At 59.8% G+C, this 16,899-nt stretch carries 15 protein-coding genes and 5 pseudogenes; 14 read left to right on the top strand and 6 right to left on the bottom strand.

Translation table 11 applies throughout. The annotated features are described in order from the left end of the window. Nucleotides 1-91 precede the first annotated feature (91 nt). Nucleotides 92-526, bottom strand: coding sequence for a mercury resistance transcriptional regulator MerR (locus IG197_RS35320; protein WP_032490487.1), 435 nt, complete (start codon nt 524-526; stop codon nt 92-94). 71 nt (nt 527-597) lie between these two features. Here IG197_RS35320 and IG197_RS35315 point away from each other — a divergent pair, with 71 nt between their 5' ends. The 6 genes from IG197_RS35315 to merD (IG197_RS35290) all read left to right on the top strand — a co-directional run bounded on the left by IG197_RS35315 (nt 598) and on the right by merD (IG197_RS35290) (nt 4,886). Beyond that, nucleotides 598-948 (top strand): mercuric transport protein MerT, encoded by a 351-nt coding sequence (locus tag IG197_RS35315; protein ID WP_001294663.1) that lies wholly within the window; start codon nt 598-600, stop codon nt 946-948. A gap of 13 nt (nt 949-961) precedes the next feature. After that, nucleotides 962-1,237 (top strand): mercury resistance system periplasmic binding protein MerP, encoded by a 276-nt coding sequence (gene merP / locus IG197_RS35310; protein ID WP_011405607.1) that lies wholly within the window; start codon nt 962-964, stop codon nt 1,235-1,237. 187 nt (nt 1,238-1,424) lie between these two features. Next, nucleotides 1,425-3,134, top strand: a complete 1,710-nt coding sequence (gene merA, locus IG197_RS35305) for a mercury(II) reductase (protein ID WP_011405608.1) — start codon at nt 1,425-1,427, stop codon at nt 3,132-3,134. A 35-nt stretch (nt 3,135-3,169) separates the two neighbouring features. Beyond that, entirely contained in the window at nt 3,170-3,823 is a 654-nt protein-coding gene (gene merG, locus IG197_RS35300) for a phenylmercury resistance protein MerG (protein ID WP_011405609.1), read from the top strand. Nucleotides 3,824-3,903: 80 nt separating this feature from the next. Then, entirely contained in the window at nt 3,904-4,542 is a 639-nt protein-coding gene (merB, locus tag IG197_RS35295; RefSeq protein WP_011405610.1) for an organomercurial lyase MerB, read from the top strand. Next, nucleotides 4,539-4,886: a mercuric resistance transcriptional repressor MerD gene (merD, locus tag IG197_RS35290; protein WP_021443905.1), complete on the top strand. Its 348-nt coding sequence runs from the start codon at nt 4,539-4,541 to the stop codon at nt 4,884-4,886. The genes merB (IG197_RS35295) and merD (IG197_RS35290) overlap by 4 nt, the downstream gene beginning before the upstream one ends. Nucleotides 4,887-4,976: 90 nt before the next feature. Here merD (IG197_RS35290) and IG197_RS36565 read toward each other — a convergent pair. Together IG197_RS36565 and IG197_RS35280 are read right to left on the bottom strand one after the other, a co-directional pair. Further along, nucleotides 4,977-5,486: pseudogene (locus IG197_RS36565) on the bottom strand (chromosome partitioning protein ParA); the annotation flags it as partial. 33 nt (nt 5,487-5,519) lie between these two features. Beyond that, nucleotides 5,520-5,954 (bottom strand): mercury resistance transcriptional regulator MerR, encoded by a 435-nt coding sequence (locus IG197_RS35280; RefSeq protein WP_010981353.1) that lies wholly within the window; start codon nt 5,952-5,954, stop codon nt 5,520-5,522. Nucleotides 5,955-6,021: 67 nt separating this feature from the next. On the opposite strand from IG197_RS35280, the pseudogene IG197_RS35275 reads away from it, so the two are divergent. The 5 genes and pseudogenes from IG197_RS35275 to IG197_RS37070 all read left to right on the top strand — a co-directional run. Then, a pseudogene (locus IG197_RS35275) lies at nt 6,022-6,237 on the top strand (mercuric reductase); the annotation flags it as partial. Between the two features lie 14 nt (nt 6,238-6,251). Then, nucleotides 6,252-6,890 (top strand): organomercurial lyase MerB, encoded by a 639-nt coding sequence (gene merB / locus IG197_RS35270; RefSeq protein WP_000761850.1) that lies wholly within the window; start codon nt 6,252-6,254, stop codon nt 6,888-6,890. Nucleotides 6,891-7,001: 111 nt separating this feature from the next. Further along, nucleotides 7,002-7,367, top strand: coding sequence for a mercury resistance co-regulator MerD (gene merD / locus IG197_RS35265; protein WP_000995361.1), 366 nt, complete (start codon nt 7,002-7,004; stop codon nt 7,365-7,367). Then, nucleotides 7,364-7,600 carry a broad-spectrum mercury transporter MerE gene (gene merE / locus IG197_RS35260; RefSeq protein ID WP_005413392.1) on the top strand — a complete coding sequence of 79 codons (237 nt, stop codon included), beginning with the start codon at nt 7,364-7,366 and terminating at the stop codon, nt 7,598-7,600. The genes merD (IG197_RS35265) and merE overlap by 4 nt, the downstream gene beginning before the upstream one ends. A 15-nt stretch (nt 7,601-7,615) precedes the next feature. After that, the gene (locus tag IG197_RS37070; RefSeq protein WP_010981356.1) at nt 7,616-7,936 is read left to right on the top strand and encodes a DUF3330 domain-containing protein; all 321 of its coding nucleotides are present in this window, start codon (nt 7,616-7,618) and stop codon (nt 7,934-7,936) included. A gap of 38 nt (nt 7,937-7,974) precedes the next feature. Here IG197_RS37070 and IG197_RS35250 read toward each other — a convergent pair whose 3' ends face one another. The 3 genes and pseudogenes from IG197_RS35250 to IG197_RS35240 form a co-directional block, all read right to left on the bottom strand. Further along, complete coding sequence (locus IG197_RS35250) at nt 7,975-8,589, bottom strand: recombinase family protein (protein WP_010981357.1); 615 nt, start codon at nt 8,587-8,589, stop codon at nt 7,975-7,977. Between the two features lie 60 nt (nt 8,590-8,649). Then, a pseudogene (locus IG197_RS35245) lies at nt 8,650-8,829 on the bottom strand (TniQ family protein); the annotation flags it as partial. A gap of 127 nt (nt 8,830-8,956) precedes the next feature. Next, a pseudogene (locus tag IG197_RS35240) lies at nt 8,957-11,870 on the bottom strand (Tn3-like element IS1071 family transposase). A gap of 136 nt (nt 11,871-12,006) precedes the next feature. Between IG197_RS35240 and IG197_RS35235 the strand changes: the two are divergent. The 3 genes and pseudogenes from IG197_RS35235 to IG197_RS35225 all read left to right on the top strand — a co-directional run. After that, nucleotides 12,007-13,221: pseudogene (locus tag IG197_RS35235) on the top strand (NAD(P)/FAD-dependent oxidoreductase); the annotation flags it as partial. A 108-nt stretch (nt 13,222-13,329) separates the two neighbouring features. Then, the gene (locus IG197_RS35230; RefSeq protein ID WP_011117152.1) at nt 13,330-14,877 is read left to right on the top strand and encodes an IS91-like element ISPps1 family transposase; all 1,548 of its coding nucleotides are present in this window, start codon (nt 13,330-13,332) and stop codon (nt 14,875-14,877) included. Nucleotides 14,878-15,381: 504 nt separating this feature from the next. Next, nucleotides 15,382-16,770: an NCS2 family permease gene (locus tag IG197_RS35225; protein ID WP_160329382.1), complete on the top strand. Its 1,389-nt coding sequence runs from the start codon at nt 15,382-15,384 to the stop codon at nt 16,768-16,770. Nucleotides 16,771-16,899 lie beyond the last annotated feature (129 nt).

Here is a 16,899-nt window from a genome sequence, read left to right as displayed (position 1 = left end):
TTTTCAGAAGGTGACTGCACGGAATATCAAGAGTCGGCTGCACAGTCTTTTCTGATCTGTGGTCGTCTCAGAAAACGGAAAATAAAGCACGCTAAGCTGTGGAAGCCCCTGCCAAGCTCGTTCCACCTTGCAACGACGCAATCAGCGGACACGAAACATTCCCCTGCCGCGAATGGCAGGCGCACACCAGGTCAGACAGCACAGCCTCCATGCGCGCCAAATCGGCCATCTTCTCGCGCACGTCTTGGAGCTTGTGCTCGGCCAGGCTGCTGGCCTCCTCGCAGTGGGTGCCATCGTCGAGCCGCAACAGCTCGGCAATCTCGTCCAGACTGAACCCCAGCCGCTGTGCCGATTTCACGAATTTCACCCGAACCACGTCCGCCTCCCCATAGCGGCGGATGCTGCCGTAAGGCTTGTCCGGTTCCGGCAACAGGCCCTTGCGCTGATAGAAGCGGATTGTCTCCACGTTGACCCCGGCCGCCTTGGCAAAAACGCCAATGGTCAGGTTTTCCAAATTATTTTCCATATCGCTTGACTCCGTACATGAGTACGGAAGTAAGGTTACGCTATCCAATCCAAATTCAAAAGGGCCAACGTATGTCTGAACCACAAAACGGGCGCGGTGCGCTCTTCGCCGGCGGGCTGGCCGCCATTCTTGCATCGACCTGCTGCCTGGGGCCGCTAGTACTGGTCGCCCTGGGCTTCTCCGGTGCTTGGATCGGCAACCTGACGGTGCTGGAACCCTATCGACCGTTGTTCATCGGCGCGGCGCTAGTGGCGCTGTTCTTCGCCTGGAAGCGGATTTACCGGCCCGTGCAGGCATGCAAGCCAGGTGAGGTCTGCGCGATTCCGCAGGTGCGCGCCACCTACAAGCTGATTTTCTGGATCGTGGCCGTGCTGGTCCTGGTCGCGCTTGGATTTCCCTATGTCGTTCCATTTTTCTATTAACCAGGAGTTCATCATGAAGAAACTGTTTGCCTCCCTTGCCCTCGCCGCCGCTGTTGCCCCGGTGTGGGCCGCCACGCAGACGGTCACCTTGGCCGTTCCTGGCATGACCTGCGCGACTTGTCCTATCACCATTAAAAAGGCCTTGAGCAAGGTCGACGGTGTTAGCAAGACCGAGGTCGACTTCTCAACCAAGCTTGCCGTCGTAACGTTTGACGATGCGAAGACCAACGTCCAGGCGCTTAGCAAGGCGACGACGGATGTAGGCTACCCATCTGAGCTGAAGAAGTAAGGCAACAAATAACGGCAGCATCGCTAGAACCACGGCAGAGATGCCGCTCAGGCGATTCTGCCGGTCGTCATCGCGTGAGCAGCCTGTAAACGACCCACGGAGCCTGTTCCCTGAAGCGCACAACCGATTCAGTGACCGAGGCGTCGTACTAGTTGGCTTGGGCACAACGGATAAAAGAGAGAGCGGAATGCAAGAGTTAAACGAAGTTGGTTTGAGCGTGGCGGGAATGACTTGCCCAAGTTGTACAAGGCACGTTGAGGACGCGCTGCTGGCGGTCCCCGGCGTAACGCGAGCGGCTGTCGATTATCCATCGAACAAGGCGCAAGTCACAGGCAATAGGCTTGACGTGTCCGCGCTCGTAGCAGCAGTGGGCGCCCTTGGTTACGGTGCTACGCCTACAGACGAATTTGAAAGCAAAGAGCGCAGTGTTGAACAGCCAGGACTCCTTGGCAAAGCCGCCCAGTGGCTGAGCGGCGAGCGCGCGGTGGAGAAACCGGCAGGTCAGCTGCATGTGGCGATCATCGGTACTGGCGGCGCCGCTGTGGCAGCAGCGCTGAAGGCAGCTGAAAACGGTGCCCGTGTCACCCTGATCGAGCGGGGAACTATCGGCGGCACCTGCGTCAACGTGGGCTGCGTCCCTTCTAAGATCATGATTCGGGCAGCGCATATCGCTCATCTGCGACGCGAAAGTCCTTTTGACGTGGGACTGTCGGCAACGCCCCCAGTTGTCCTGCGTGACCGTCTGCTGGCGCAACAGCAGGCCCGTGTGGACGAGCTGCGTCATGCTAAATATGAAAGCATCCTCGAAAGCAATCCGTCGATCAATCTGGTGCGAGGCAGCGCCCGATTCAAGGATGGCCAAACGCTTATCGTGGAAGCGGCAGAAGGTGACACTCGCGAAGTGGCCTTCGATCGCTGTCTCATTGCCACTGGTGCAAGCGCTGCCATCCCGCCGTTGCCTGGTCTTGCAGGAACGCCATATTGGACGTCCACCGAAGCCCTGGTTAGCGAAGCCATTCCTAAACGGCTGGCAGTAATTGGCGCCTCGGTCGTAGCACTGGAACTGGCACAAGCGTTTGCGCGCTTGGGCAGCGAGGTGACGGTCCTGGCCCGGCGCACCTTGTTTGCCAGTGACGACCCTGCCATTGGCGAGGCCGTGACTGCAGCTTTCCGTGCGGAAGGCATCACGGTGCTGACACAGACGCAGGCGAGTGCCGTGACCTATTGCGACCGCCAATTCATCCTGACGACCGCGCAGGGCGAGTTAAAGGTGGATCAATTGCTTGTTGCCACCGGCCGCACGCCAAATACCGCAAGCCTGAATCTCGAGCGCGCAGGTGTGACGTTTGACTCGCAACATCGCATCCTGATCGATCAAGGCATGCGCACGAGTGCTTCGAACATTTACGCAGCTGGCGACTGCACTGACCAGCCTCAGTACGTCTACGTTGCAGCCGCGGCTGGTACCCGGGCTGGCATTAATATGACCGGCGGCGACGTAAAGCTCGATCTCGACGCCATGCCGGCAGTCGTGTTCACCGATCCGCAAGTTGCCACGGTAGGCTACAGTGAAGCAGAGGCCCAGCGCATTGGTCTGCAAACCGAAAGCCGTACGCTCACGCTCGACAATGTGCCGCGTGCACTCGCCAACTTCGATACCCGCGGCTTTATCAAGCTTGTTGCTGAGGCAGGGTCCGGACGCATTCTCGGAGTCCAGGCTGTGACACCGGAAGCAGGCGAAATCATCCAGACTGCCGCGATTGCCATCCGGGCCCGCATGACCGTCCAGGATCTGGCTAACCAGCTTTTCCCTTACCTCACCATGGTTGAAGGTCTCAAACTGGTGGCACAGACTTTTTCGAAGGATGTGACACAGCTATCGTGCTGTGCCGGCTAAACCTTGGGCACCAAAACAGGGACAGAGGAGTTTTTATGTTTTGTGACATCAGACTTAAATTACGCCGTGTACGCGCGTGCTTGACGATCGTACTGGCAAGTACCGCAACGTTAGGCATGCCAAACCAAGCGTTGGCGGCTTATGATTTTTCTAAGCTCGGCGCCGCGATTGAAACATTGTCGCCAGAGACCGTCAGTGATTGGGAAAAGAAGGCCAGGGCTGGCGATGCCATGGCTCAGAACATCATGGGTCTTGCGTACAAATGCGGTATGGGCGTAAAGCAAAACCACGCGGCATCGATCCAGTGGTTCCGCAGGGCGGCCGAGCAGGGTGAAGCCGATGCACAGTTCAACCTCGGGCGCCTCTACGGAAGTGAAGTCGACGGTATGTATAAGAATGGGCGTGCGGCTCCTGCCAACGATGCAGAGGCTTTCAAGTGGTACCGCCTCGCTGCCGAGCAGGGACACACGCAGGCTCAAGTCAGGCTGGCCCAGCTGTTTGCAAAGGGTCTTACCGACATCGCGCCCGACCAGGTGCAGGCATACCAGTGGATGAGTCTGGCCGCAGCGTCGGGAGAACCGACAGCAGCAAAAGTCGTTGCAGACTATGCAGCTCAAATGAAGCCCGAACAGTTACAGCAAGCCCAGCTGCTGGCCGAGGAATGGCAACGCCGGCAAGGCACAAAGTAATTCGTCTTTGTTAAGCGCAGGACGTAACCGCCGAGTAAGGTTTATCCCGGTTGATCGCTGCCCGATATAACAGGTGGAAAATGGACAAGACTATTTATTCCAAAAAGATTGCCGAAAGCCTTTCATCTGGCAATCATCCTAAAGAGTTCGCAACGCTCTTTGTCGCGCTGCTCCGACAGCTAGCGATGGGGGGACCTGTATCACGCGAAAAGCTCGCCGGCGCACTCGGATGGTCTGGAGCGAGAGTTGCAACGGTACTTGAGCAGGCACCTGGTACGGAATATGACGACGAGGCCAATATCATTGGACTGGGGCTGACACTACGTGAAACCTCTCACGTTTTTGAGGTGGATGGCCGTCATTTGTACACATGGTGTGCGCTGGACACCTTGATGTTTCCCGCCTTGACCGGCAAGATTGCCCGTGTCACTTCCCGCTGCGCCGCCACCGGTAGGCCGATCACTCTCACCGTTGCACCAGAAGCAGTGCTTCATGTCGAACCGGCAGAAGCAATGGTTTCACTGCGAACTCCGGATACTTCGCCCGACATTCGTTGTTCGTTTTGCTGTCATGTGCATTTCTTTGCGTCTCCGTCTATTGCAAATTCGTGGGCTTCGACCCACCAAGGGATTGAGGTCGTGCCTGTCGAGAGTGCGTTCGACCTTGGTCATGATGTCGCGCTTAAGCTGCTAGAGGACTGCGAGGAAAGCCCAGTATGAATGCGTACTCGATATCGAAGCTGGCTGATGATGCTTGCGTCAGCGTGCATGTCGTGCGCGACTACATGATACGCGGCTTGTTGCACCCTGCTCGGCGAACCGAAAGTGGCTATAACATTTTCGATGACAAAACACTCGGAAGGCTGCGGTTTCTCCGCGCAGCCTTCGAGTCCGGAATTGGGCTCGACGAACTGGCGCGACTTTGCAAAGCATTGGACGCAGACGATAGCGAAAGCCTGGACCGATGCGTCGAGCGCGTGCGATGGAAGATCGACGTGCGTCGAACAGTTTTGACTGTCGTCGAGGCCTCTTTGAATGAAATGGCGGCCGGTGCAGCTACTTGAGGTCCGGCCGGTAAAAGCGTTGGAATTAGCCACTTCGTATATAATATATTGATTAATATAGCTTTTTCGATGAATGTTTGACTAAAGCCTTTATCGCGACAGTGACTCCTGAAGCTGCTTAAACTGCCCCTGAATCACCGCTTTTTCCTGAAGAATCAACTTGTTCTCATCGGACAGAACTTCCGCTCTATTCTGAGAGGCTTTCAGATCCGTTTTGGTGACCTCTAATGCTTGGGATAGTACGGCCACCTGCTTATCGGCATCTGCTTTCTGGCTTGCGAGTGCGGCAATATTATCCGCCAATTGTTTGCTTTCATGCTTCCGCTCCCGGTTTTTTGCCGAGGCGTCGTTAAGTTGATGCTCCAAGTTCTGGATATCGGCCACTTGCCTATCCAAGGTGCTTTTGTGCATCGCATTGGCCTGTTCGAGCTCATGCGTTTGTCGTTGTAATTGCGCATTAGTGTCTATCAGCTCGGACGCTCTTGACTCGGCTTGGATGAGCCGGTTTTGCAGGTCTTGAATCTGGTCTTTCAGGCCCCGGTTAACCATCTGGAATTGCTCGCGCTCCTGCTGCCGGTCTTCGGCGGTGCGTTGCTGGTAGGGGGCACCTCAGAAAACGGAAAATAAAGCACGCTAAGCTGTGGAAGCCCCTGCCAAGCTCGTTCCACCTTGCAACGACGCAATCAGCGGACACGAAACATTCCCCTGCCGCGAATGGCAGGCGCACACCAGGTCAGACAGCACAGCCTCCATGCGCGCCAAATCGGCCATCTTCTCGCGCACGTCTTGGAGCTTGTGCTCGGCCAGGCTGCTGGCCTCCTCGCAGTGGGTGCCATCGTCGAGCCGCAGCAACTCGGCGATTTCATCCAGGCTGAAGCCCAACCGCTGGGCCGATTTCACGAATCGCACCCGTGTCACGTCCGCCGCGCCATAGCGGCGAATGCTGCCATAGGGCTTGTCCGGCTCGGGCAACAAGCCCTTGCGCTGATAGAACCGGATGGTCTCCACGTTGACGCCGGCTGCCTTGGCAAAAACGCCAATGGTCAGGTTCTCCAAATTATTTTCCATACCGCTTGACTCCGTACATGAGTACGGAAGTAAGGTTACGCTATCCAATTCAAATTCGAAAGGACAAGCCGAGGAAGGTAGCGGACGACTCATTGGGGTACAGGCAGTGGCCCCGGAAGCGGGCGAGCTGATCCAGACGGCGGTGCTCGCGATCCGTAACCGCATGACCGTACAGGAACTGGCTGACCAGTTGTTCCCCTACCTGACGATGGTCGAGGGGCTGAAGCTCGCGGCGCAGACCTTCACCAAGGATGTCAAACAATTGTCCTGCTGCGCAGGATGAAAGGAGATGGAACCATGAAGCTCGCCCCATATATTTTAGAACGTCTCACTTCGGTCAATCGTACCAATGGTACTGCGGATCTCTTGGTCCCGCTACTGCGGGAACTCGCCAAGGGGCGTCCGGTTTCACGAACGACACTTGCCGGGATTCTCGACTGGCCCGCTGAGCGAGTGGCCGCCGTACTCGAACAGGCCACCAGTACCGAATATGACAAAGATGGGAACATCATCGGCTACGGCCTCACCTTGCGCGAGACTTCGTATGTCTTTGAAATTGACGACCGCCGTCTGTATGCCTGGTGCGCGCTGGACACCTTGATATTTCCGGCGCTGATCGGCCGTACAGCTCGCGTCTCATCGCATTGCGCTGCAACCGGAGCACCCGTTTCACTCACGGTTTCACCCAGCGAGATACAGGCTGTCGAACCTGCCGGCATGGCGGTGTCCTTGGTATTGCCGCAGGAAGCAGCCGACGTTCGTCAGTCCTTCTGTTGCCATGTACATTTCTTTGCATCTGTCCCGACGGCGGAAGACTGGGCCTCCAAGCATCAAGGATTGGAAGGATTGGCGATCGTCAGTGTCCACGAGGCTTTCGGCTTGGGCCAGGAGTTTAATCGACATCTGTTGCAGACCATGTCATCTAGGACACCGTGATCGGATATCGACCCAATGTTCTACGGCACCGGCATCGGATTCGCAGCGCGCGGATTGAACTCGGCGAAACGGTATATGCATTGCCGTGAACCGACCAAAAGGAGGTGTTCGATGAACGCCTACACGGTGTCCCGGCTGGCCCTTGATGCCGGGGTGAGCGTGCATATCGTGCGCGACTACCTGCTGCGCGGATTGCTGCGGCCAGTCGCCTGCACCACGGGTGGCTACGGCCTGTTCGATGACGCCGCCTTGCAGCGACTGTGCTTCGTGCGGGCCGCCTTCGAGGCGGGCATCGGCCTCGGCGCATTGGCGCGGCTGTGCCGGGCGCTGGATGCGGCGAACTGCGATGAAACTGCCGCGCAGCTTGCTGTGCTGCGTCAGTTCGTCGAACGCCGGCGCGAAGCGTTGGCCAATCTGGAAGTGCAGTTGGCCGCCATGCCGACCGCGCCGGCACAGCATGCGGAGAGTTTGCCATGAACAGCCCCGAGCGCATGCCGGCCGAGACGCACAAACCGTTCACCGGCTACCTGTGGGGCACGCTGGCCGTGCTGACTTGCCCCTGCCACCTGTCCATCCTCGCTGCCGTGCTGGCCGGCACAACCGCCGGTGCATTCCTTGTCGAGTATTGGGTCATCACGGCGCTCGGTTTGACCGGCCTGTTTCTTCTGTCACTGGCGCGGGCGTTGCGGGCATTCAGGGAAAGATCATGAGCGCTTCCCGGCCGGATGGATGGACTACGGCGGAGGGCCCAAGCGTTCGAGCGCGGGCAAGGCTTTCTGTTCGCAAAGCCGATGCCGGCGGCGGCATTCGCCGTCTTCGTCAGTCAATGGAGGGGTGCCACCATGAATGCAAATGATCCGACCGCCACCAGTTGCTGCGTGTGCTGCAAGGAAATTCCGCTCGATGCCGCCTTCACACCGGAAGGCGCGGAGTACGTCGAGCACTTCTGCGGGCTGGAGTGTTATCAACGTTTCCAGGCGCGGGCCAGCACTGCGACCGAAACGAGCGGCGAACCGAACGCTTGCGGTTCGCCGCCGTCAAATTGAGACAAACCACGCTTTCGCTACGTCGCCTCATGTCGGCATCAAATTCGGCTGAGTAGCTTCTCGCCATCTGGACGTAGCTCGCCCTTGGGTGAAATATGCCGATACAGGGTCTGCCGCGTGATGCCAAGTTCCTGGCACAGGTCGCCGACCTTGGTCTCTGACTGCCCCATTGCCGCCATCGCCAGCCGCAGCTTGGCGGCGGTCATCTTGAACGGCCGGCCGCCTTTCCGGCCGCGTGCCCGTGCTGAGGCCAGGCCCGCCACGGTGCGCTCGGCGATCAACTCGCGCTCGAACTCGGCCAGCGCGGCGAAGATACCGAAGACCAGCTTGCCGGCGGCGGTCGTGGTGTCAATGGCCGCGCCGTGCCCGGTCAGCACCTTGAGGCCGATGCCGCGTCCGGTCAGGTCATGGACGGTATTGATCAGATGGCGCAGGTCGCGCCCGAGCCGATCCAGTTTCCAAACGACCAACGTGTCGCCTGGCCGTAGTGCCTTCAGACAGCTCGCCAGACCGGGACGATCCTCGCGTTTTCCGGACGCTTGGTCTTCATAGAGATGCGCCGGATCAACACCGGCCGCGACCAGCGCATCGCGCTGCAAGTCCGTCGCCTGGGAGCCATCCGCCTTCGATACTCGCATGTAGCCAATCAGCATCTTGTACCTGTCACATATACGTTCGATTATGTGACAGTGTGCACCGGAAAGTTCTGGTCGTCAAAATTTGTCACTTAACCCGTCATTCTGTCTAAGACATGCAAAGGGTCCATCAGCCTCGTAATGTGACAGAAATTCCGGGGGAATGCCTTCCTTTGCAAAGGTGGCGCGCAACTGTTCCAGGGAAGCGGGATCGCGCCGACCATAGGAAGCCAACGCGAACAGGGGTCTCCTCGTTTTCAGTGCAATAAGTGACGGTACGAAAAGCTAGCACTGGCGCGGAGGTGGTGTTGGTAGATCGTTGATTTCATTGACTTTCCTGTTCACTTTCAAATCTGCGATTCGTGGCGTCAAACCGTGGTCGGTTTCATCCATTGGTGCCAGTTATCGATGCATTTGGCCGCGAAGGCAGGATTTGGTCAGCATAGCGGTCAACCGGGAAGCGAAACACACCCCGCAAGTTGATGCTCTCCAGCCTGGTGGGCGCAATCTTCCCGATCAGTTCCGGTGGAATGACCTGGCGGCGGTTCGACCAGCGATCCAGGACCGCCTGCATCTGTGAGGTATTCCACGCCATCACGATGTTGGCCATCAGGCTCAACGCATCGGCCACAGCCTGCATTTCATCGACACGTTTGGCCTGCGCCGGGCTGATCCGGCCGGTATAAATGGCGCGCTTGAGGGCGTTAACAGCCTCGCCCCGATTGAGCACCCGGCGCAACTCGTTCCTGAAAGCGTCCTTGACAAAGTAGTCAGCCAAAAACGCCGTACGCAGCAACCGCCCCAATTGCACGCCAGCCTCATAGATTGGATCGCCCTGGGCGGCAGAACCGAACCGCGCAAGAGCTGCCACCGCACTGGCATGTCCGCTCATGACCGAGGCTGCCAGGTGCACCAGACTATCCCAATGCTTTTCGATCAAAGCGACGTCGACATTGGCTTCGCACACCGCAGCGATTTCTGCGGGCACTTTGGTGCCGCGTGGCACAAAGAGGTGGCGCTGTTTGAGTTCCTTCAACCGCGGGCAAAGATCAAAACCAAGCAAACGGGCATGTGACATGGCAAAGTCGGTGTAGCCATGGGTATCCACAGCAAGCTGGCTGGTCTCCAGCTTTTCTTGGCGGATGACACCTTCAATGGCCACGCCCGCCTGGCGCTCATTGAGCACAAAGGGCTGCGCATGGAAGATGCCCCACCGGTCTTTTACATGGGAGTAGATTCCAATGGAAGGTGTGTTGCGCCGAGGATCAAGCCGGGCTTGCCACACCCGTTTGGTGGTCTCCATGCTCATCATGTCAGAAGATGCCAAATCGGACCGCCCCCAGGTGGCGGCAATCGGGTGTCGCTGCATGAATTCCAGCACAGCCTGGCAGGCCTGGCTCAGACGCCGTTCGTCCCGCGCCCAGCGCATGGCCTGGCGAATGCTGGTGGCAGACAATTGCGGAATCATGCGCGCGCATTCGACCGCAGTCAGACTGGTGCCGTGGGCCATGATGCCGGCATAGACCATCAGCAGCTCGTCGGTAGAGCGCGGCTCACGTCCGAGCATGATCCAGCTAAAGCGCACCTGGGCGTCAACGGCCAGAATCACTTCCGGCAATTGAACCTCACCGATGCGGTGATCCAAAGCCGCGCGCAGCTTGGTCACTTCTGGGTCTTCGTCCTCTGCGGGCAATGGCGACAAATGGAGTTCATCATCCACGCGCAGTACGCCACTGCGGGCTGCAGCGGCCACCGCATCGACACCGGCAGTTACTCTGGCCAGCAAAGGCTTCAAGAAAGTGGCAGCCTTGCTGGGTAACGATAGACGGGCATAGTGTTTCTTGGACTCTGCCTGCCAACGCTCGTCCGTGAAGAACAAGCGCGCACGACCCCGAAAGCTCAGGCTGTGCTCAATCCAGACCGAGCCATTGCGCACCGCGCGGCGCAGGGCAAACAGGGTGGCCACCTCCAACGCCTGAAACGCCCGTTCCCGGTCTGGGCTGGAGATCGAAACCTGCCAGATCATTCCCAGACTTGGTGCCACCACTTCAACTGGCAGCTTTCTGGATCCTTTGAGATATAAAGCTTGCAGCTTGGCAAGGTACTCGATGGCAGGATGCTCGCCGGTACTGCCAGGGCAGCTTTGCAATGGCGACGAGCAACGACCGCACGGGGCGAATTCCATCAATCAATCCCTCGCGGACCAGGGAGGCCCTGCTCGGTGGTTTGCGTTTCTGGGTTTCGGTGATCAAGGCTTCAAGACGGGCACGCAACTCAGCATCTGGCACCGCACCTTGCGCGCTCAAGGCAACAAGTTCGCCGAGCAGCGTTTTGTACATTGCGGCCCAATTGACGGTAGCGGGGACATCGGCGGCAGCCTGACGCCACAGATCGGCGATCCGGCGCTGCACCATAAGGATCAACTGGTCTGTGGTGGTGAACAGGCAATACCGAAGAAAGCATGCGACCTCCACGGTGCGCGCTGGCTCTTTGATCTTGGCTCCGGCTGAGGGCGGCCTGGAGACAAGTCGGCGCGCGTAGCGGCGCAAGATGAGATCGGGGATGTCTGCCAGGTGCTTATGAACGTCCAGCGTGTAAAGCAGGTCGATGCGCTCCAGTACCTCGCTGATTTGGCGGGTTGAGTGTTTCGCCGGTGCAGCCCATAGCCAACTCTGCTGGGTTTGTCCATCTGGGCGCAGCTCTGAAACTGAGGCTCGCCAGCGATCAAGTGTTGCTGGATCAACGCTGGCGGCGATGGCGGTGCCTGTTTCAACTTCAAGCTGGGCAAGTGCCGCCGCAATCAGTGTCCGAATTGCCCGCTCGTGCACGATCACCAGCTTGTTCTTGTACAGCCATTGACGCGCCCGCACGAGTAGCTGATCGCGGTCGGCGCAGCGCGCCACTTCGTCGCGCAGTTCACGTACCAGTGAGCGGCGCTGGTGCTCGCTCATCCACTGGAATCCAAGGACCGTGCAGGCTACTTGTTGGTGATCGAATAGCGTGCGCCCGCGTTCATACATGGCTCTCAGCGAGGCGACTTCTGGTGCTGCAATGCCAAGCTCGTTGCCAAGGTGGCGCCACAAGGCTACTGGAATTACCCGAAAGGCACCGAGCAAACGCCCACTCATGCGCAGGAAACCAATATGGAGCGCCAGACCAAGCTTGTGGGAATCACCTCGGCGTGCATTGATTGCGTCGCGCTCGGCACCATCGAAGGTGAAAAATGCCTTCATCTCGAAGTCGCTGATATCGCGGGGGAGCCCACGCATCCCCAAAAACGTTGTGTGCCAACCCTGCATCGTGAACCTCAAAAGTGGGAGGCCACCATACCCGTTTACAAAGCGAACAGGAAAGTCAATGAAATCAACGGTCTACCCAGACCACCCCCGCGCCAGTGCTAGCTTTGCGTACCGTCACTTATTGCACTGAAAACGAGGAGACCCCGCCATGGCCAAAATGCGCAAGGTCACCACCGTTCGCGGCTACGGTGCCTTTGTCGGCGCCAACCACCTCGAAGTGGAAGAAACCACCGGCACGGGCCAGGAGAAGACGGGCACCAAGAAGGTCATCGCCTTCAAGCGCGCCATCATCGCCGCTGGCAGCCAGGCCGTGCGCCTGCCGTTCATGCCCAACGACCCGCGCGTGGTCGATTCCACCGGCGCGCTGGCGCTCAGCGGCGTGCCCAAACGCATGCTCATCCTGGGCGGCGGCATCATCGGCCTGGAAATGGGCACGGTGTACAGCACCCTGGGCGCACGCCTGGATGTGGTGGAAATGATGGACGGCCTGATGCAGGGCGCCGACCGCGACCTGGTCAAGATCTGGCAGAAGATGAACGCCAAGCGCTTCGACAACATCATGTTGAAGACGAAAACCGTGGGTGCCGAGGCCACACCTGAAGGCATCAAGGTCACATTCGCGCCAGCGGAAGAGGGCGGCACCACCCCCGAACCCCAGGTGTACGACCTGGTGCTGCAGGCCGTGGGCCGCACGCCCAACGGCAAGAAGATTGCCGCTGAAAAGGCCGGCGTGTCTGTGACGGACCGCGGTTTCATCAACGTCGACATCCAGATGCGCACCAACGTGCCGCACATCTTCGCCATCGGCGACATCGTCGGGCAGCCCATGCTGGCGCACAAGGCGGTGCATGAGGCACACGTGGCGGCAGAAGTGATTGCCGGTGAACTGCAAGGCAACAAAGAGCTGGCAAGCGCCGCCTTCAACGCCCGCGTGATCCCAAGCGTGGCCTACACCGACCCTGAAGTGGCTTGGGTGGGCCTGACGGAAGACCAGGCCAAGGCCCAAGGCATCAAGGTCAAGAAGGGCCTGTTCCCCTGGACGGCCTCGGGCCGCGCCATTGCCAACGGCCGCGACGAAGGCTTCACCAAGCTGCTGTTCGACGACAGCCCCGAAGCAGGATCAGGAGACGGCCATGCTGGCCGGGGCCACGGCAAGATCCTGGGCGGTGGCATGGTCGGCACCCACGCGGGCGACATGATCGGAGAGATCGCGCTGGCTATCGAGATGGGTGCGGACGCAGTGGACATCGGCAAGACCATCCACCCGCATCCGACGCTGGGCGAGAGCATCGGCATGGCGGCGGAAGTGGCGCATGGCAGCTGCACGGATGTGCCGCCTGCGCGCAAGTAAGTCCGCAGCCAAGCTACCCTGACAAGGCCCGAACTGGCGACGGTTCGGGCCTTGTGCTTTGCGTACCCAAACAATCGCCGCAGAATACTGTGCATTTGTACAGTATTCATGTCAGCCACTTCCAAGCCCAAGCTCTACAACCCACGCCACCCCGAACGCACGCTGCTCTACCAAATGGTAGCCGAGCACTACGAGACCTGGCTAGAGTTGGCCAGCGCGGGTCAGTTCGACGGCCAGGGCGACCACCACACCCCCAAGCCCTTCGTGCGCAAAGCGTTTGCCAAGTATCTTGAGTGCGGCATCTTTGCCCATGGCTTTGCCCGCGCTCGCTGCGGCGACTGTGGGCACGACTACTTTGTAGCCTTCTCCTGCAAAGGCCGGGGAGTCTGCCCCTCGTGCACCACGCGGCGGATGGTGGAGACGGCGGCACACCTGAGCGACCACGTTTTCCCCCGCCTGCCGGTGCGCCAGTGGGTGCTCTCCGTGCCCAAGAGGTTGCGGTACTTCATGCAACGCGACGGAGCGGTGCTGAGCATGGTGCTGCGCATCTTTCTGCGGGTGATCGCACAAACTCTGCAGACCCACAGCCCCGGTGCGGCCCATATGGACAAGGCAGGCCTGCACATCGGTGCCATCGCCTTCATTCACCGATTCGGCTCCAGCCTCAATGAACACGTCCACTTCCACGTTTGTGTGGTGGACGGGGTGTTTGAGGAAGTGGAGGGCGAGGGCGATGCTGATGCGACCCCTCGAATCTCATCGCCGGGTGTCATCTTTCACGCGGCCACCGGCATCGATGCGGCTACCGTGGCCCCAGTGCAGACCACACTGCAAAAACGCATCCTGCGCGCCTTCGTTGCTCGGGGCCTGCTGGAGAACTGTGACGCCAAAGACATGCTGGGCTACAAACACAGCGGCTTCTCGGTGGACGCCGGTGTCTGCATCGAAGCCCACGACCGCGCTGCGCTGGAGCGGCTGCTGCGCTATTGCGCGCGTCCACCGTTTTCCATGGAGCGCCTACGCAAAGAGGGAAGCAAACTGGTGTACCGCTGTGCCAAACAGCGCAGCGAGCCCACCAGTGACAAGCGTGGTGCCAAGGCAGATGAGCTGCACCTCACACCGCTGGAACTGATCGACCGCATCGCCGCGCTGGTGCCACCGCCACGCACCCACCGGCACCGCTACTTTGGTGTGCTGGCACCAAACTCGCCGCTGAGAGCGGCGGTAACGGCGCTGGCCCAGCCTGCTGCGTCGCAACCAGCCACGGTGGAGACTGCACAACCTGGCGCGGGCGTACCTGGGGTGGCGGCGCCGGGCAACGCGGCCACACCCACACCCGAACCTGAAGCACGCCCGAAGCGAGCGGCGCATTACTTGTGGGCGGTGCTGATTGCCCGCATCTACGAGGCATTTCCGCTGCTGTGCCCCATGTGCGGTGGGCAGATGCGCATCATTGCCTTCATCACCCACAGCGCCGAAATCCGCCACATCCTGAACCACATCGGGGTGGAGTCTGCCCCCCCGCACATCACCCCGGCACGCGGGCCACCGCTGTGGGAGGGCTGCGACGCGCCGGTGGATGATGGTGCGCAAGGCGAGCCGGATTGGGATCTGGCAGCTCAACCCGACGAGGTAGACCAGCGCGTCAATTGGTGACCCAGTGAAGCGGCGGTATCCATCGCTGCGGGGAAGCAGCTGCACGCGCGCCAGGCCCAAATGCATACTGCCTCCCAAGCTCTTGCCATTGAGCGGCAAGCGAGCGCTCAACCTTCCTTGGCCGAACGTGTTTCGAGGCCCAAAACTCGTGCCATACTTGGCCTCATGCGGTTGAATTTCCTATCCGTGAACCCTTCAGCACTGTTGTGCATGGGCCATGGCAGTTCTGACGTCTGACGTGAACACGCAACACGAATGCAAGAGCATCCTGCCGAGGCCCGGTGCACTGCGGTTGCGTCTGACGTCTGACGTGCAGCGTCTAACGTGCAACGTCTGGCGTCTGATCCTTTACAACAGGTCAGACAATCACAGTCTGAACAATGTGCACAAACCCTTGTCCTGGCACAGATCAAAGCGGAACAACAGCCGTCGGTACGCAATTTGCAGACCATTTGGACAGGTTTTCAAAACCATCCGCTGCTGCCACTGCTCCCGAGGCTGCCCTTGAACAAGTCTGCTGATACCGCCGCGCCCGACTGCACCCCTACCCCCATGCCTACCCCGATGGAGCGGGTGGACCGCTTTTTCGAACTGAGTTCCCGGGGCACTACCGTGCAGCGGGAGTTGCTGGCGGCGGTGACCACCTTTGCCACCATGTCCTACATCCTGGTGGTGCATCCACTGATCATGTCCGATGCCGGCATGGACAGAGCCCAGGTGCTCACCATCACCGCCGTGGTGGCGGGGGTTTTTTCCATTCTGATGGGGCTCATGGCCAATCTGCCCATCGCCGTGGCGCCCGGCATGGGCGCCAATGGACTGGTGGCCTACACCCTCATTCTGGGCCTTGGCGTGCCCTGGCAGGGCGCGCTGGGGCTGGTGTTCTGGAGCGGGGTGGTGTTTCTTGTCCTCACCCTCACCGGCATCCGGCGGCTGCTGCTCGATGCCTTCCCCGATGCCCTGCGCCGGGCGCTGACGGCGGGCATCGGTCTTTTCATCATGTTCATCGGCCTCAAAACGGCGGGCATTGTGGTGGCGGCCCCGGCCCCCTCCCTGGTGCAGATCGGCGTGGTCACGGCACCCACGGTGCTGCTGGCGCTGTCCGGCATCCCGATTGTCATGGGACTCATGGCCCGGCGGGTGCCCGGGGCGATCATTCTCACCATCATACTGCTCACCGCCATCGGCTTTTTTATCCCCACAGCCACAGGTTCCCTGACTCCGATGCCGAGCGCCGCCCTGGCCCAGCCGACAGGCTTTGGTGACCTGTGGCTGGCGCTCGATTTTGGCTATCTGTGGTCGCATCTCGGCATTGCCCTGCCAGCCATGCTGTCCCTGGTGTTCATGGACCTGTTCAGCTCCCTCGCGGCCATGAACGCCCTGTGCCAGCGGGCCGGTCTTGTCGATGACCAGGGCGCGATGCTGAAGCCGACCGAGGCCCTGTCGGCGGATGCCATGGCCGCCATCGGCGCCTCCCTGGCGGGCACCTCCACCGCCATCTGTTTCGGCGAATCCGCCGCCGGTATCGAAAGTGGCGGGCGCACCGGCCTTGTCGCCATTTTCGTGGGCCTGTTCTTTTTCCTGGCCCTGTATCTGAACCCGCTGATTCTTATCATTCCCGCCGAGGCCTCGGCCCCGGCACTGGTGTTCATTGGCCTCTTGATGTTCGTGGAAGTGGCGCGCATCGATTTTTCCGATGTCATCACCGGCGGCGCTGCCACCCTGACCCTGATCCTGATGGCGGTTACCTCCATCAGCGATGGCATGGCCATAGGGCTGATCGTCTACGCCATCGCCATGGTGATCACCGGCCGCGCCCGCCAGGTACACCCCATCGCCTACGGTCTTGCCGTGGTGCTCGGCGCCTACTACGTACTGCTGCCGCCGCTATGAGCCGAGGCGTTGTGACTGTGGGCCTTGGCTTTGTGACCGCAGTTACCGGATAATCCCTCGCCATCACCGGGGTTGGTCTTGCAAGGAGATTGGTCTTGCAACGGATTGGTATTGCAAGACCTCCGCCAG

The sequence above is a fragment of the Aminobacter sp. SR38 genome (assembly GCF_014843375.1).
Lineage (GTDB): Bacteria > Pseudomonadota > Alphaproteobacteria > Rhizobiales > Rhizobiaceae > Aminobacter > Aminobacter ciceronei.
Note: the sequence above shows the minus strand (reverse complement) of the source record. Positions and strands in the feature narration are given on the sequence as shown.

Excerpts from the sequence above, each read along its gene's own strand:
- IG197_RS37070 (WP_010981356.1), top strand. The coding sequence starts at position 7,616 with ATGGATGGACTACGGCGGAGGGCCCAAGCGTTCGAGCGCGGGCAAGGC.
- IG197_RS35315 (WP_001294663.1), top strand. The coding sequence starts at position 598 with ATGTCTGAACCACAAAACGGGCGCGGTGCGCTCTTCGCCGGCGGGCTG.
- merP (WP_011405607.1), top strand. The coding sequence starts at position 962 with ATGAAGAAACTGTTTGCCTCCCTTGCCCTCGCCGCCGCTGTTGCCCCG.
- merG (WP_011405609.1), top strand. The coding sequence starts at position 3,170 with ATGTTTTGTGACATCAGACTTAAATTACGCCGTGTACGCGCGTGCTTG.
- IG197_RS35230 (WP_011117152.1), top strand. The coding sequence starts at position 13,330 with ATGTCAGCCACTTCCAAGCCCAAGCTCTACAACCCACGCCACCCCGAA.
- merA (WP_011405608.1), top strand. The coding sequence starts at position 1,425 with ATGCAAGAGTTAAACGAAGTTGGTTTGAGCGTGGCGGGAATGACTTGC.
- merD (WP_021443905.1), top strand. The coding sequence starts at position 4,539 with ATGAATGCGTACTCGATATCGAAGCTGGCTGATGATGCTTGCGTCAGC.
- merD (WP_000995361.1), top strand. The coding sequence starts at position 7,002 with ATGAACGCCTACACGGTGTCCCGGCTGGCCCTTGATGCCGGGGTGAGC.
- IG197_RS35320 (WP_032490487.1), bottom strand. The coding sequence starts at position 526 with ATGGAAAATAATTTGGAAAACCTGACCATTGGCGTTTTTGCCAAGGCG.
- merB (WP_011405610.1), top strand. The coding sequence starts at position 3,904 with ATGGACAAGACTATTTATTCCAAAAAGATTGCCGAAAGCCTTTCATCT.
- merB (WP_000761850.1), top strand. The coding sequence starts at position 6,252 with ATGAAGCTCGCCCCATATATTTTAGAACGTCTCACTTCGGTCAATCGT.
- merE (WP_005413392.1), top strand. The coding sequence starts at position 7,364 with ATGAACAGCCCCGAGCGCATGCCGGCCGAGACGCACAAACCGTTCACC.
- IG197_RS35250 (WP_010981357.1), bottom strand. The coding sequence starts at position 8,589 with ATGCTGATTGGCTACATGCGAGTATCGAAGGCGGATGGCTCCCAGGCG.
- IG197_RS35280 (WP_010981353.1), bottom strand. The coding sequence starts at position 5,954 with ATGGAAAATAATTTGGAGAACCTGACCATTGGCGTTTTTGCCAAGGCA.